We start from the raw sequence: 15,131 nt of genomic DNA, 5'->3' as shown, positions 1-15,131 counted from the left end.
CCCACCGTTGAAATGCATTCCCCTGTGGGAGCGAGCGTGCTCGCGAAAGCGTTTTCACACACGCTGAAGAAATTCGCTTGACCAAGGAGAACAGTCGTTCTACTGTTCGGCACATGAACGAATCAATCAGCAATGAGACACGCGACATCATTCTGGATGTCACCGAAAAGTTGATCTACAAAAGTGGCATCGCTGCCACCAGCATGGATCTTCTGGTGAAAACCGCCGGCGTCTCCAGAAAAAGCATCTACCGTTACTTTGCCGACAAGGACGCACTGGTTGTCGCGGCCCTTCAGCGACGCGATGTTCGCTGGATGCACTGGTTCACAAGTGCTGTCGACCAGGCCGAAACCCCGGCCGAGCGCCTGCTCAACCTGTTTACCGTGCTCAAGGGCTGGTTCGACTCGGAAGGCTTTCGCGGCTGCGCCTTTATCAACACCAGCGGCGAAACCGGTGATCCACAGGATCCAGTGCGGCTGGTGGCCAAAGAACACAAACAGAAGCTGCTCGACTACGTGTGCGAGCTATGTACCGAATATGGCGCCGAGGATCCGCAACTGCTGGCCAGACAGTTGCTGATCCTGATTGAAGGCGCCATTACCGTAGCGCTTGTGATGGGTGATCACAGTGCCGCCGATAATGCGCAATGCATGGCGCGAAAGTTATTGGGCCTGTAACTCTCAATAAGCCGGACTTGTTGTTCATACATTAAATGAATCAGGAGATTGAACATGTCGACTGCAGCCCAGGTACGTCCGCCATTGCCGCCGTTCAACCACGCGTCAGCGATCGAGAAGGTGCGCCTCGCCGAGGATGGCTGGAACAGCCGCGATCCGGAAAAGGTGTCGCTCGCTTACACCCTCGATACCAAGTGGCGCAATCGCGCCGAGTTCGCCAACAACCGCGAAGAGGCCAAGGCGTTTCTGACGCGCAAATGGGCGAAGGAACTGGATTATCGCTTGATCAAAGAACTCTGGGCCTACTCCGATACGCGTATCGCGGTGCGTTATGCCTATGAATGGCACGACGATTCGGGCAACTGGTTCCGCTCGTACGGTAACGAGAACTGGGAGTTCGACGACAACGGCCTGATGTTCCAACGCTATGCCTGTATCAATGACATGCCGATCAAGGAAAGCGAGCGCAAATTCCACTGGCCGCTGGGCCGCCGGCCGGATGATCATCCGGGGCTGAGTGAACTCGGTCTCTAAGCCGAACATGGTCCCATGTAGGAGTGAGCCTGCTCGCGATAGCGTGTCTGTGACATCTTCACGTCTGACGAGCCGCCATCGCGAGCAGGCTCACTCCTACAATGGTTTTGTTCTGAAACTTGATGTTGCGTAAGGCACCGCATGTGTGGGAGCGAGCCTGCTCGCGAAGAAGCCCTACGGCTCGCCGCAACAGTTGGATACAGGTAACATAACCGCCCTCCCCGCAGCCCACGTTCTGCGCCTTGCCGAATAAGCCGACTCCATGCCTTTCGAACTCAGCGTTGACCTCACCACCCTAGCCATTCTGGCTGCTGTTGCTTTCCTTGCCGGTTTCATCGATGCCATTGCGGGCGGTGGCGGTCTGTTGACCACGCCGGCGCTGCTGACGGCGGGCCTGCCGCCGCATCTGGTTCTGGGCACCAACAAGCTGAGCTCGACCTTCGGTTCGGCGACCGCCAGCTTCACCTTCTACAAACGCAAACTGTTTCATCCACGCCAGTGGACCCACGCCATTGTCGGCACACTGATCGGTGCGCTCACTGGCGCGGTGGTTGCGCATTACCTGCCGGCCGAGTGGCTGAACAAGATGCTGCCGGTGATCGTTTTCGCCTGTGGCCTGTATTTGCTGTTTGGCGGCACGCCGAAAGCGCCGCTGGACAGCGACGCGCCGATCAAAAAAAAGTGGCAATCGACCCAGGGCTTCAGCCTCGGCTTCTACGATGGCGTGGCCGGCCCCGGCACGGGCGCATTCTGGACCGTGAGCAGTCTGCTGCTGTACCCGATCGACTTGGTCAAGGCCAGCGGCGTGGCGCGGAGCATGAACTTTGTCAGCAACATCGCGGCGCTGTCGGTGTTCATCTTCTCCGGTCAGGTCGACTGGATCATTGGCTTGTGCATGGGCCTGTCGGTGATGGTCGGAGCGTTCTTTGGCGCGCGCACCGCGATCAGCGGCGGCGCCAAATTCATTCGTCCGGTGTTCATCACCGTTGTGCTCGGCTTGACCGTGCGCTTAGCCTGGCAGCACTGGTTCAGCGTGGCCTAAGCGCCGCGCGACGTAGACGTCGATCAGGTAACGGGCAATCGAACGCGACGCCGGCAACGGCGGCAAGTCATGCACGTTGAACCACTGGGCGTCCTCGATCTCGTCTTCCTGACAGACAATTTCGCCACCGGCATATTCGGCATGGAAGCCGAGCATCATCGAATGCGGGAACGGCCAGCACTGGCTGCCGATGTACTGGATGTTCTTTACTTCGATCTGCACTTCTTCACGCACTTCGCGAATCAGGCAATCCTCGGCCGATTCCCCCGGCTCGGCGAAACCGGCCAGCGTGCTGTAAACCCCGGTGACGAAACGCGGCGAGCGCGCCAGAAGGATTTCGTCGCCACGGGTGATCAGCACGATCATGCTTGGTGAAATGCGCGGATAACTGCGCAGATCGCACGGCTGGCAATACATCGCTCGTTCGCGCGGGACTTGCGTCATCGGCAGGCCGCAGTTGCCGCAGAAGCGATGCTCTCGTGCCCAAGTGCCGATCTGTGCGGCGTAACCGAGCACTTTGTACAGCGTGTGATCGCCTTCGAGCATGAACGCTCGCAGGCCCTTCCAGCCGCAACCGGGCACATCGCTGACGCTGCGCAACTCAAGCAGATAGACCGGTTCGCCGTCGAGATGACCAATCCCATGCTCAGCGAGGACTGAAAGGTCCTGGCGCTTGAGCCACTCGCGCGGGAACAGTGCGCCGTTGTCATCGAACAGGAAGCCTTCGGGGCTGCGCGCTACGGCCCAGCCGCCGGGTTGATCGGTGTCGAGTACTGCAGTGGTCCAGCGAGAGATCATGGTTAACTCAATCCAGAAATTCGGGTTTCTGTTTGCTCATGTGGGCGGCCATGGCCACGCGCAGATCGGTGGATTGCAACATGGCGGCGTTCCAGGTGGCAACGTATTCAAGACCATCGTCGATGCGATGGTCGCGCATGTAGCTGATCATTTCCTTGGTACCGGTCACGGCGATCGGCGACTTCGCAGCGATGTCACGGGCGATGCCGAACACGCCTTCGAGCAGCGTGTCCTTATCGCCGTAGACACGATTGACCAGGCCCATGCTGCGTGCTTCCTCGGCGCCAAAGGTGCGACCGGTGTAAGCCAGTTCACGCAGCATGCCGTCTCCGATGATTCGCGGCAACCGTTGCAGCGTACCGACATCAGCGGCCATGCCGATGTCAATTTCCTTGATGGAAAATTGCGCGTCCTCGGCGGCATAACGCATGTCACAAGCCGAGATCAGATCGATCGCCCCGCCCAGGCAATAGCCCTGAATCGCGGCGAGTACCGGTTTGCGGCAGTTGTCGACGGCGTTGAACGAGGCTTGCAGATTGAGGATCTTGCGCCGCAGCAGGCGCGCATTGCGGCCCACGTCCTTGCCCAGTTCATTGGCGACACCGGCAAGCATCATCAGGTCGATGCCCGATGAAAAATGCTTGCCGTTACCGCTGAGGACCACCACGCGGACTTCGTCGGTATCGTCGATCCATTGGAAGATCTCGACAATCTCGCTCCAGAACGCCGCGTTCATTGCGTTGATCTTTTCCGGGCGATTGATCTGCACATGCGCGATGTTGTCGGCCAGTTCGACGCTGAAGGCGGAGTATTGAGTCATGGCAGTGATCCTTTACCGGGCTGGGAAATAAGCCTCGAACTATAACAAGGCAAGGGGGCGGCGGTTCGGCCAAATGCGGGACTGCCCGAAGTCTGCGCAAGATGCGCGGGCCGCTTCGCGAGCAGGCTCGCTCCCACAGGGAGACTGCATTTCAATGTGGGAGCGAGCCTGCTCGCGAAGGCGTCGGATCACTCACCGCACGCAATCATTTCAGCCCCAGCCTGTAAAGCGAGCCATTCTCTTCATCTGTCAGCACATACAAATACCCATCCGGTCCTTGGCGCACGTCACGGATACGCTGATTCAACTCACCCAGCAAACGCTCCTCATGGACCACCTTGTCGCCATCGAACTGCAGGCGAATCAGCTCCTGGGTCACCAGTGCGCCGATAAACGCGTTGTGCTGCCACGGCGTGAAGCGATCCGCGTCATAGAAGGCCATGCCGGTAACCCCGGGGGATTTTTCCCAGACATGATGCGGCGCCACGGTGCCTTCAGCGGTTTTGCCCTTGGCCTCAGGAATCGGCTGCATCGAGTAATTGATGCCATGGGTCGCCAACGGCCAGCCGTAGTTCTTGCCACGTTCGATGATGTTCACTTCGTCGCCGCCACGTGGCCCGTGCTCGTTCTCCCACAGCGTGCCGGTCCACGGATTGAGCGCCGCGCCCTGCGGGTTGCGCAGGCCATAGGACCAGATTTCAGGCCGGACACCGGATTGGCCGACGAAAGGGTTATCGTCCGGCACCTTGCCATCCGGGAAGATGCGTACGACTTTGCCTTGCAACTTGTCGAGATCCTGCGCAGTCGGCCGATCGTTGTTTTCACCGAGGGTGATGAACAGATACCCGTCGCGATCGAACACCAGCCGCGAACCGAAGTGGTTGCTCACTGAGAGTTTCGGTTCCTGACGGAAGATCACGTTGAAGTCCTTCAACGTCTTCAGGTCATCGGAAAGCCGTCCGCGCCCTACCGCCGTACCAGCCTTGCCGCCCTCACCGCCGCCTTCGGCATACGACAGATAGACCATGCGGTCCTGCTTGAAGTCTGGCGACAGCGCCACATCAAGCAAACCGCCCTGCCCTTTGGCCCAGACTTGCGGCACGCCACTGATCGGCTCCGACAGTTTGCCGTCCTTGCTCACGACGCGCAGATGACCCGGGCGTTCGGTCACCAGCATGCCCTTCTGATCAGGCAGAAACGCCAGCGCCCAGGGATGTTCCAGGCCCTGGGCAATGGTGGTGACTTCAAGAATGCCCTGTTCGCTTTTCAGCTCCTTGGGCGCGGCGGCGAAGGCCGGAACACTGATCAGCGCGGCGGCGCAGCAGGTGGCTAGTAGGGTTTTACGCAACATGCACGATTCCTTTTGTTCGTGTGAAAGGCTGACAGAACTTCAGTCCTGCCGTTCAACGGTTGCTGCCGGTGCCCCGTGGGGGCGGGTTGGGAATGAAGGTTGGCGGATTGCTCGGCACCGAGCGAATTGGCTGGCCATTGCCAATGCCGCGATTTTCAACGGTCGGCTGACGTGGCACGGGAACGGTATTCGGCCCGCGAAGGGGCGGAGTGCTGGGCTGGGTGCCCTGCATGCTGTTGGGATTGGCCCGGCGGATCGGGCTGTTGTAGGGATTGTTGCTGTTCCCGGTAGGGCTTTGTGCGAGCACGACATCGGCATGAACCAGGCCACCACTTAGGGCGAGGACGGCGATGCCAATCAGAAACCGGTTCATGGGAATACCTCTCGATGTGCGTGGACTAGAGCCTTGGAGCCCACGCTACGCCGTGGGTTCGGATTTGTTAACCCTCGTGCTTTAAACAACATGTAACACGGCTTGACCGTACCGCTGGAGGCCGCGCAATCACTGGAAACTTTCTCACCGCGCCACGGGTCACCTGATCATCACTCGGAGGACAAGTCATGGCTCGGGCAATCTGGAAAGGCGCAATCAGTTTTGGACTGGTACACATCCCCGTGGCGCTGGTTTCAGCGACGTCGTCCCAAGGCGTGGACTTCGATTGGCTCGACAGCCGCAGCATGGACCCGGTGGGCTATAAACGCATCAACAAGGTCACCGGCAAGGAAGTCACCAAAGAAAACATCGTCAAAGGCGTGGCCTACGAAAAGGGCCGCTACGTGGTGCTCAGCGAGGAAGAAATCCGCTCGGCGCACCCGGTTTCCACGCAGACCATCGATATTTTCTCGTTCGTCGATGCCGAGCAGATTCCGCTGCAGAACATCGACACGCCCTATTACCTGGCGCCAGACAAGCGCGGCGGCAAGGTCTACGCGTTGCTGCGCGAAACCCTGAGCAAAACCAACAAGGTCGCCCTCGCCCGCGTCGTCTTGCACACGCGCCAATACCTGGCCGCGTTGATGCCGCTGGAGTCGGCGCTGGTTCTGGTGAAACTGCGCTGGCCGCAGGAAGTGCGCAGCCTTGATGAACTGGCGCTGGGCAGCGAAGTGACCAAGCCGCAACTGGCCAAGGGCGAGCTGGACATGGCTAAACGTCTGGTTGAAGACATGACCTCGGAGTGGTCGCCTGAGGACTACAAGGACGAGTTCGAAGACAAGATCATGGCGCTAGTCGAGAAAAAAGCCCACGAAGGCAAGATCGAGGACGTCGAGACCACCACTGGCGAGGAAGAACGCAAGACTGCCGATGTTATCGACTTGACCGAGCTGCTCAAACGCAGCCTCGGTGGCAAGGCACCGGCCAAGCCCAAGGCCAAATCCAGCAGTAAGGCGGCGCCGGCGAAGAAGACTCGGAAGGCGTCCGGGGAGTAAGCGTTGGGCCAGCTAGAGGTATGTTTGAAGTGAGGCCGCCTTCGCGAGCAGGCTCGCTCCCACAGGGAAATGCATTTCAGATTGTGGGAGCGAGCCTGCTCGCGAAGAGGCCAGCGATTACACTGCAAATCTTCAGATCAGAATGAAGATCGCCAGCAGCGCGGCAAAAATCGCCCATTTCTCCAGGTAATACCGCGTACGGTTGCGCTTCTTCAGCTCTTTGCCGCGCAAACGGATCTTGTAGATTTTGGTAAACAAGCGGTTGATGCCGCCAGTCTTGTCCCCCGCATCATTCGGCGCGCCTGCCGCTGACATCACCGTGCGGCTGAACCAGCGGTTGAACGCTGCTGCCCAGCGGTACTTCAACGGCCTTTCGATATCGCAGAACAGAATGATGCGATTCTGGTCCGTGGTGTTTTCGGCGTAGTGAATAAACGTCTCGTCGAACATCACCGCTTCGCCATCGCGCCAGTGATAGTTCTCACCGTCGACATTGATGTAGCAGCCAGGATCGTTCGGCGTATCCAGACCCAGGTGATAACGATAGGAACCGGCGTAAGGATCACGATGGCGCACCAGCTTCGAGCCCGGTGGCAGCTCGGCAAACATCGCCGCTTTGATCGAACCGATGCTTTGCACCAGTTCGGTGGTGCGTGGGCACAGCTTCATCGCCGATGGATGACTGTCGCCGTACCACTTGAGGTAGAAGCGTTTCCAGCCAGTCTTGAAGAAGGAATTGAAACCGACATCGTCGTATTGATTCGAGCGCTTGATCTCGCCGGCACGCAGCAGATTCTGGCCTTCCTCGCGAATCTCTTGCCAGTGCGCCTGCAACGGGCTCAGATCGGGAAAGTCTGCCGGGTTCAGATACGGCTTGTTGGGCATCCTGGAAAACAGATAGAGGAAGCAGTTGATCGGCGCGAGGAACGTCGAGTGGTCACTCAATTGCCGCCCCAGTTTGTGGCGCACGCGCCCACGCAAGTGAACGTAGGCAATGGAGATGACATAAACAGCGGCAATGATGAGTTTCACGGAAAAGGGTCACACGTCAAAAGTGAACAAACTGCGCGCTTGGAGGCCTGAGGCCCAGCGTCTTATGCAGCGATCTTGATGCACAGGGCGCGTCCATGGCCCGCGCCGTTTCCGGGCGCTCGGTGAAAGGGTGGCATTTTAGCCACAGTTCGTAACCGATAGTGAACCCTCAACTGTGAAAAACTGTCTTGCCTGCGTTTGTGTAATGCCTGCCCGTTGTACAAGAGGCGAAACGCCCGTTGCTCACTTCAATGGAACCACGCTTGGCACGCGCTCCTCTATCGCTTACCAATAACGGAGGAACCCCCATGATCGCCCCAGAAACCGGTATGAAACCAGGTCAGCGCTATCGAATTGAAAGCGTCGAGCGCGCGCCGCAATTCTCTGGCTTTTTTCTCGATGGAAAGTATTACCTGGGACCTGAGTTGCAGACGGCCATCGGCTGGCTTGAAGGGCAAATATTCTTCTACGACCAGCTCGACCCGACCGGTGAGCCGGTTTATCCGGGCAGAATTGCCGGCACGATCGAAGGGCTGACGCTGGTAATGCCGGACGGCTTACGGCTGGAGATTGAAGAAGCGCCTTATCTGGCGGAACCTGCTGCACCTGTGCGCGCTTCCCTCGCCGGGCGCATCGAGCGTATTTCGAGGCAGCCGATACGCCCTTCGCCGCTATTGGTAGCCGGGGCTGCGATGTTGGTAGGGGTTTGCCTGCTGACGATTTCGCGCATCAGAAATCGCTGAAGGCCACCGCGCGAGCAGTGGCCCAACTATCGGTCACTGCTCGCGTGTTACCGTCAGTGCGACCACGGCGATGCGCTCGGCGCGCTCGTATTCAGGCTTGAGCAATTCCTCGCTGAAAACGTCCGGATCGAGCTCACGATAAGTCCAGCCAAAACGCTCGCCCTTGAGCAAAGGCGCCACGGCCTCGCGGAACGGATCCTGCCCGGCGACGATCGCCACGCCGGTGTACACCAGCAACGTGCCGCCGACTTCCAGACGCGGCAACGCCTCACGCACGATCCGCACCGACAAACCCTCACCCAGCGCCCCGCCGCCGTGGCGATAAGCGCGCTGTTGCTGGTCGTTCATGTACGGCGGATTGGCGATGATCAAGTCGAACTGACCCTCGACACTGGCGAGCAGATCGCTGTGGTACACCGACACGTTGTTGGCCCCGGCCAACTCGGCGTTGACCGCACTCATGCGCAACGCCTGCGGATTGATGTCCACCGCCAGCACCTCGGCATCCGGGCGCGCCTTGGCGATCAGCACCGCCCCGGCTCCGCTGCCGCAGCCGATGTCCACCGCGCGTCTGATCGGCGAAAAACGTTGCTGCAATTGCGCTTCGATGGCCTGGGCAAAGCGATAAGTGTCGGGGCCGAAGAACACCGCATCGCTCGCCGTCGTCGGAAACGCCGAGTGGGCGAACAACCGGTCATTCAGCGTCGACCAGCGCACACGACTGCGCCACACCGCGCCATCGCGTTCGACTACACCGGCCTGCTCCAGCGTGGCCAGTTCTTCTGCGCGAAACAGCTCTGAAGGAAACGGCATCGACCAACCAAACACATCGCGCAGATCTTTCGCCAACGGCGTGGCAAAGCGCTGGAGAAATCGTTCGTGGGTCAACGGCGTTGGAGTAATGAAGTGATAACCGCTGTCGAGCAGGCGCTTGCCCAGCTCGAACAGCGCTCTGTCCGATGTTTCTTGTGCCGACATGAAGCCTCCTTGTTTCAACGCAAACGGGCGCGCAGTTGCATGAAGCGACGCGTCGCGAAAAGTCCGGCCGGGCGCCAGTGTCGCTGCGGTTGCAGCCACGGCATCAACAACGCCATCTGCTCGGCGGCAGGTTTGTCAGCCAGTGCGGCTTCGAGGTTGAGCAGATCGGCGTCATCGTCGAAGTTTTCTTCGACGGCAGCTTCGCGGCGTACGTAAGGCCGAGGCCGGGAGGCCGGGCAATCCTGAGTGATCCAGTCGCGCAACAGCTGTTTCTCATAGCCATTGAACACCCCGAACATTGCCGCGTCACTGCCGTCGATCAAACGCCAGAAGCGACTTTCTTCCAATGCCTCACCACGTTTGATCCAGCTTTTGCGCTCCAGCGCCGACAGAAACTCGCCCATCTGTCCCGGCGTGGCCAGCCATTGATTGATGGTGCGGTTTTCGATGCGGCAGTAGTCGGAATGCATGTGCCGGCCAAACACAGCCTTGCGCTCAAGCATGGCGATGACTTCGTGGTCCAGATCGAACTCTGTAATCACGGCGGTTGTGCCCTTGCCGATGTCGTTGAGGCGATAACCGACGGCCATGCGCCGATAGAACTCATCGCGCTCTTCGCCCAACGGCATAAGTTCGAGCATTGATTGCACAGCCTTGCGCGCATGGCCGGTGCTGGCGTTGTCGATGGTCACATGCAGGCGGAAATAGTGCGGATCGATGCCCAGCTCTGCCAATTCATAAGCACTGATCAGCAGATGCAGAGGTAGTTGTTCGTAGCCGAGATTGAAACCGATAACTTCAGGCAAAAACTGCCCGCCGAAACGTCCCAGTGCCAACTGCACCGCGCCTTGCAGAAAATACTCGTCGGCAAGACCGCTCAGATCGGAGCAGTCATGCTCGGCGAGCAGCTTGCGATAGATCACCACATGATTCTGCCGTGGCACGCCCTCGCCCAGCTCTTCCAGATAGGTATCGAGCAAATCGTCGAAACGCGGGTCCTGCCACTGCGGCAGCAGCCCGGCGAGCCAAGCGCCATCGACCTCTTTGGTCGGTGCCACGTGCAAGACGAAATACAAAGCGTGGGATTTGTTGCGGAAATAGCGGCGCGGCGCGCCCTGCTGACGTTGCTCGAGGTAATCGGCGTATTCGGCCGCCACGCTGGCGCAGCGGGTTTCCGACCATTGCAGCAGCTCTTCGGCGCTGGCCGGCAAATCGTCAGACAGCGCAGCCGCCTTGCTCAGTTGTCGGCGCAGGAAGTCCAGTGCCGCGCGATCAACCGTGGAGTCGTCCGCCAGCAATCGGTCATAGAGCCGGCGCTCGGTATCCGCCGGCGTGGATGTTTTACCCGAAGACTTCCTGGTCGGGATTTCGATCAGCGACATGACTCATTCCCCTGCGTTATTGGCATTGCCTATAAACGAAAGAGTGATTGGCGCTGAAAAAAATTCCCTTTTTGTGCGGGGCGATGCGCTCAGTGGTGTGGATGGTTGACTAACCCAAAGCCGTGTCGAGAAACATCATCACGCCGAAGCCAAGCATCAACCCGAGCGTGGCCGGTGTTTCGTGGCCGTTGCGGTGAGTCTCCGGAATCACTTCGTGGGACACCACGAAAATCATTGCACCAGCGGCCAGGCCCATCGCTACCGGGAAGCCCAAGGCGAAGCTGTTGGTGATGCCCAAACCGATAATCGCGCCCAACGGCTCCATCAATCCTGAAGCGGCGGCAATCAACGCCGCACGCACTGCGGAAATGCCGGTCACCCGCAGCGCCAACGCCACAGCGAGACCTTCGGGGATGTCCTGAATGGCGATCGCAGTGGTCAGCGGCAAGCCGATTTTCATGTCGCCGGTGGCGAAGCTGACGCCGATCGCCATGCCTTCCGGCAGGTTGTGCAGGGTGATCGCCAGCACGAACAGCCAGACTCGATTGAAACGCTTGGCTTCGGGCCCGCGCCGGCCGCTTTTTTCATGTTCGTGAGGAACGAAGCGGTCGAGGCCGACCATCAACGCCACGCCCAAGGCCATGCCGGCCACAACGACGGCAGCGGCGAGCATGGGACTGCTCACCGCCTCCTTCGCCGCCGCAATGCCCGGCAGGATCAGTGAAAAGGAACTGGCGGCCAGCATCATCCCTGCCGCAAACCCGAGCATGGTGTCTTGAGTTCGCGAAGTAATCGCGCGCAACGCCAGGGCCAGCAACGCACCGATTGCCGTCGCGGCAAAACCCGACAGCCCGCCGAGAGTTGCGAGGCGTAGCGTGTCGCGGCCGGTACTGACCAAACCGGTGTAGCCGCTGATCAGCAACAACACTGTGACACCGACCAGGGTCAGCCAGAAAATGCGCCCTCCCCAGCCCGTACGCGAAAGGTTCACGAACCATGCGCGTACGGGAGCTGCGAATGAAGATGACGGTAGCGCCATGAAAACTCCTCAATTTCAGGTGGCCGGTGCGAACGGCGTGGTTTCATCCAGTTGCGCCAGCGGAACATCGCTGCCACCCGGGGTCAGAATCACCTTGCGGCATTCTTCCTGCTTCTTATTGAAGATCTTGTAGCCCTCGGCGGCCTGCTCCAGCGATAGCCTGTGGGTGATGATCGCTTCGGGCTGCAACTTGCCGGTTTCGATGTAGCCAAGCAGTTCCGGCAGAAAACGCTGCACGTGAGTCTGGCCCATTTTGAAGGTCAGGCCCTTGTCGAATGCATCGCCGAACATAAAACCATGGATGAACCCGGCATATACGCCCGGAACGCTGACCACACCACCGCGCCGGACGGCGGCGATGCACTGGCGCAAAGCCTTGCCGCTGCTGCCTTCAAGCTTGAGTGTAGCCATGACCGTTTCGGTGGTGCTGCCCTTGGCTTCAAGACCGACGGCATCGACCACGGCATCGACGCCGCGATGGCCGGGAGTCTGGCTGGTAATGGTGTCGGCCGGGTCATCGTCTTCATCGAAGTTGATCGGAATCACGCCGTAGGTGCGCTGGGCATAATCGAGGCGGTACTGGTGATGGTCGACCATGAAGATCAGCTCGGCACCGAGCATTCTCGCGCAGGCTGCGGTGAGCAAACCGACCGGTCCGGCGCCGTAAATGGCCAGACTCGAACCCTGTTTGACGCCGGCGTTGATCACGGCTTGCCAGGCAGTCGGCAGGATGTCAGAGAGAAACAGTACTTTCTCGTCCGACAGCGTGCCCGGCACCTTGAACGGCCCGGTATTGGCTTTCGGTACCCGCACCAGTTCCGCCTGGCCACCGGGAATCCCGCCATACATACGGCTGTAGCCGAACAGCGCTGCTGGCGGCGGAATCATTTTCTTGTTCAGCGCCGCGCCAGGGCCTTCATTGGTGGTCTCGCAGGCGGCGTAAAGCTCTTGCTGGCAGAAGAAGCAATCGCCACAGGCGATCACGAACGGAATCACGACACGGTCGCCGCGCTGCACGGCGGTGACGGCTGGGCCGGTTTCTTCGACGATGCCCATGAACTCATGGCCAAAGATATCGCCGTGCTCGACGGTGGGTATTTTGCCGCGGTACAGGTGCAGGTCCGATCCGCAGATGGCGGTGGCGGTGACGCGCAGGATGATGTCGTCGGCGGCTTCAAGTTTCGGGTCCGGTACGGTTTCGACGCGCACGTCATGGGCGCCGTGATAGGTCATTGCTCGCATGGCTTGGTCCTCACTCGTTTGAACAAAATGGCTGCTGCTCCACTTTCCGAAGTGAAAATGGTCGAGTGAGTTCATTCGGGTTTTCGAGATTTTGATCAGCGGATATCGGTCGCTTCTCGGACGAGCCGATGTGTACGCCCGTTTGCCTGCCATATAACTGCCGTCTGAGTTATGCGACAATGCGCGCCAATGTCCAACAAGAACCCCGTACTCGTCGCTCAGCAGCTTGCCTTCAACGGCCCCAGTTGCGGACGGCTTATGCGCGTTGGCTCAACTCAAGCACAGACTGGGGGGAGCTGGAAAAGCTCCAGATTGGTACGCAAGTTTGTACCAGGCACCACAGACCAGCTCTAACCCATTGATAGGTAAGGTAATTGATCTCCACAGCTAACATCACGATGCAGTTTGGCGCCAAGCCGCTGTTCGAAAACGTTTCGGTCAAATTCGGCGCAGGCAATCGCTACGGCCTGATCGGTGCCAACGGTTGCGGCAAGTCGACCTTCATGAAAATCCTCGGCGGCGACCTCGATCCGTCCGGTGGCCAGGTCATGCTCGAGCCGAACGTGCGTCTGGGTAAGCTGCGCCAGGATCAGTTCGCCTACGAAGAATTCACCGTGATCGACACCGTGATCATGGGTCACGAAGAGCTGTGGAAGGTCAAAGCCGAGCGCGATCGCATCTACTCGCTGGCTGAAATGTCCGAAGAAGACGGCATGGCCGTCGCCGAGCTGGAAACCGAGTTCGCCGAGATGGACGGCTACACCGCCGAATCCCGTGCCGGCGAATTGTTGCTGGGTCTGGGCATTCCGCTGGAACAGCATTTCGGCCCGATGAGCGAAGTTTCGCCAGGCTGGAAACTGCGCGTGCTGCTGGCGCAGGCACTGTTTTCCGATCCGGAAGTGCTGTTGCTCGACGAACCGACCAACCACCTGGACATCAACACCATTCGCTGGCTGGAAAACATCCTCACCCAGCGTAACAGCCTGATGATCATCATCTCCCACGACCGTCACTTCCTGAACAGCGTGTGCACGCACATGGCTGACCTGGATTACGGCGAGCTGCGTCTGTTCCCGGGCAACTACGACGAATACATGACCGTGGCGACCCAGTCCCGCGAGCAACTGCTGTCGGACAACGCCAAGAAGAAAGCGCAGATCTCCGAACTGCAATCGTTCGTCAGCCGCTTCTCGGCCAACGCCTCGAAAGCCAAGCAGGCCACCTCCCGCGCCAAAGCGATCGACAAGATCCAGCTGGCCGAGGTCAAGCCTTCCAGCCGCGTCAGCCCGTTCATTCGTTTCGAGCAGAACAAGAAGCTGCACCGTCAGGCGGTCATGGTCGAGAAAATGGCCAAGGGTTTCGATGGCAAGCCACTGTTCAAGGACTTCAGCTTCCAGGTTGAAGCCGGCGAGCGCGTTGCGATCATCGGCCCGAACGGTATCGGCAAGACCACCCTGCTGCGCACCCTGGTCAACGAACTGACCCCGGATGCCGGTAGCGTGAAATGGACCGACGCCGCTGAACTGGGTTACTACGCTCAGGACCACGCTCACGACTTCGAAGACGACGTCACCCTGTTCGACTGGATGGGTCAGTGGACCCAGGGCGAGCAGATGATTCGCGGTACTTTGGGCCGGATGCTGTTCTCCAACGACGAGATCCTCAAGTCGGTCAAGGTCATCTCCGGTGGTGAGCAAGGTCGCATGCTGTTCGGCAAGCTGATCCTGCAAAAGCCCAACGTGCTGATCATGGACGAACCGACCAACCACCTGGACATGGAATCGATCGAGGCGCTGAACCTGGCGCTGGAAAACTACCCGGGCACGCTGATCTTCGTCAGCCACGACCGTGAGTTCGTATCGTCCCTGGCCACGCGCATCATCGAGCTGAGCCCGAACGGCGTGACCGACTTCAGCGGCACTTATGATGACTACCTGCGTAGCCAGGGCGTCGTTTTCTAAGAGCAGCTTTTAGTTTCAAGCGACAAGTTAAAAGCCCTGTCCGTGTGACGGGGCTTTTTGCATTCGGCGTTTGGGAATTGTGGGTGCGCAGATATTCGCGAGCA

The 15,131-nt window shown here is 59.3% G+C and carries 15 protein-coding genes; 6 read left to right on the top strand and 9 right to left on the bottom strand.

Annotated elements, in window-relative coordinates:
- Positions 1–113: 113 nt before the first annotated feature.
- From KVG87_RS00990 to KVG87_RS00980, 3 genes are all read left to right on the top strand, one after another.
- The gene (locus KVG87_RS00990) at positions 114–677 is read left to right on the top strand and encodes a TetR/AcrR family transcriptional regulator (protein ID WP_217848685.1); all 564 of its coding nucleotides are present in this window, start codon (positions 114–116) and stop codon (positions 675–677) included.
- 54 nt (positions 678–731) lie between these two features.
- Complete coding sequence (locus KVG87_RS00985; protein ID WP_016774707.1) at positions 732–1,211, top strand: nuclear transport factor 2 family protein; 480 nt, start codon at positions 732–734, stop codon at positions 1,209–1,211.
- Between the two features lie 262 nt (positions 1,212–1,473).
- Positions 1,474–2,253: a TSUP family transporter gene (locus tag KVG87_RS00980; protein WP_076562976.1), complete on the top strand. Its 780-nt coding sequence runs from the start codon at positions 1,474–1,476 to the stop codon at positions 2,251–2,253.
- On the opposite strand, the gene nudC is transcribed toward KVG87_RS00980, so the two are convergent.
- From nudC to KVG87_RS00960, 4 genes are all read right to left on the bottom strand, one after another.
- The gene (gene nudC / locus KVG87_RS00975; protein ID WP_217848683.1) at positions 2,221–3,051 is read right to left on the bottom strand and encodes an NAD(+) diphosphatase; all 831 of its coding nucleotides are present in this window, start codon (positions 3,049–3,051) and stop codon (positions 2,221–2,223) included. The genes KVG87_RS00980 and nudC overlap by 33 nt on opposite strands.
- A 7-nt stretch (positions 3,052–3,058) precedes the next feature.
- The gene (locus KVG87_RS00970; RefSeq protein ID WP_095179999.1) at positions 3,059–3,871 is read right to left on the bottom strand and encodes a crotonase/enoyl-CoA hydratase family protein; all 813 of its coding nucleotides are present in this window, start codon (positions 3,869–3,871) and stop codon (positions 3,059–3,061) included.
- A 205-nt stretch (positions 3,872–4,076) separates the two neighbouring features.
- On the bottom strand, positions 4,077–5,222 hold the full coding sequence (locus KVG87_RS00965; protein ID WP_217848681.1) for a PQQ-dependent sugar dehydrogenase: 1,146 nt from the start codon (positions 5,220–5,222) through the stop codon (positions 4,077–4,079).
- Positions 5,223–5,274: 52 nt separating this feature from the next.
- Positions 5,275–5,595: a hypothetical protein gene (locus KVG87_RS00960; RefSeq protein WP_217848673.1), complete on the bottom strand. Its 321-nt coding sequence runs from the start codon at positions 5,593–5,595 to the stop codon at positions 5,275–5,277.
- Positions 5,596–5,783: 188 nt separating this feature from the next.
- Here KVG87_RS00960 and ku point away from each other — a divergent pair, with 188 nt between their 5' ends.
- Positions 5,784–6,650, top strand: a complete 867-nt coding sequence (gene ku, locus KVG87_RS00955; RefSeq protein WP_056785952.1) for a non-homologous end joining protein Ku — start codon at positions 5,784–5,786, stop codon at positions 6,648–6,650.
- Positions 6,651–6,782: 132 nt separating this feature from the next.
- Here the strand turns inward: ku and lpxO are convergent, their stop codons facing one another.
- A complete protein-coding gene (lpxO, locus tag KVG87_RS00950; RefSeq protein WP_064362281.1) occupies positions 6,783–7,682 on the bottom strand; it encodes a lipid A hydroxylase LpxO in 900 nt (299 codons plus the stop codon).
- Between the two features lie 308 nt (positions 7,683–7,990).
- Between lpxO and KVG87_RS00945 the strand changes: the two genes are divergently transcribed.
- Positions 7,991–8,425 (top strand): short chain dehydrogenase, encoded by a 435-nt coding sequence (locus tag KVG87_RS00945; protein WP_206420296.1) that lies wholly within the window; start codon positions 7,991–7,993, stop codon positions 8,423–8,425.
- A gap of 33 nt (positions 8,426–8,458) precedes the next feature.
- Here KVG87_RS00945 and KVG87_RS00940 read toward each other — a convergent pair whose 3' ends face one another.
- The 4 genes from KVG87_RS00940 to KVG87_RS00925 form a co-directional block, all read right to left on the bottom strand.
- Positions 8,459–9,403 carry a methyltransferase gene (locus KVG87_RS00940; RefSeq protein WP_217848671.1) on the bottom strand — a complete coding sequence of 315 codons (945 nt, stop codon included), beginning with the start codon at positions 9,401–9,403 and terminating at the stop codon, positions 8,459–8,461.
- Between the two features lie 14 nt (positions 9,404–9,417).
- A complete protein-coding gene (locus KVG87_RS00935; RefSeq protein ID WP_217848669.1) occupies positions 9,418–10,785 on the bottom strand; it encodes an iron-containing redox enzyme family protein in 1,368 nt (455 codons plus the stop codon).
- 109 nt (positions 10,786–10,894) lie between these two features.
- Positions 10,895–11,824, bottom strand: coding sequence for a ZIP family metal transporter (locus KVG87_RS00930; protein WP_110600651.1), 930 nt, complete (start codon positions 11,822–11,824; stop codon positions 10,895–10,897).
- Positions 11,825–11,839: 15 nt separating this feature from the next.
- Entirely contained in the window at positions 11,840–13,066 is a 1,227-nt protein-coding gene (locus tag KVG87_RS00925; protein ID WP_073474496.1) for a zinc-dependent alcohol dehydrogenase, read from the bottom strand.
- Between the two features lie 374 nt (positions 13,067–13,440).
- On the opposite strand from KVG87_RS00925, the gene KVG87_RS00920 reads away from it, so the two are divergent.
- On the top strand, positions 13,441–15,027 hold the full coding sequence (locus tag KVG87_RS00920; protein WP_016774693.1) for an ABC-F family ATPase: 1,587 nt from the start codon (positions 13,441–13,443) through the stop codon (positions 15,025–15,027).
- Positions 15,028–15,131: the final 104 nt, after the last annotated feature.

The organism is Pseudomonas siliginis (genome assembly GCF_019145195.1).
Taxonomy (GTDB): Bacteria; Pseudomonadota; Gammaproteobacteria; order Pseudomonadales; family Pseudomonadaceae; genus Aquipseudomonas; species Aquipseudomonas siliginis.
This window is presented reverse-complemented; position numbering and strand designations above follow the sequence as displayed.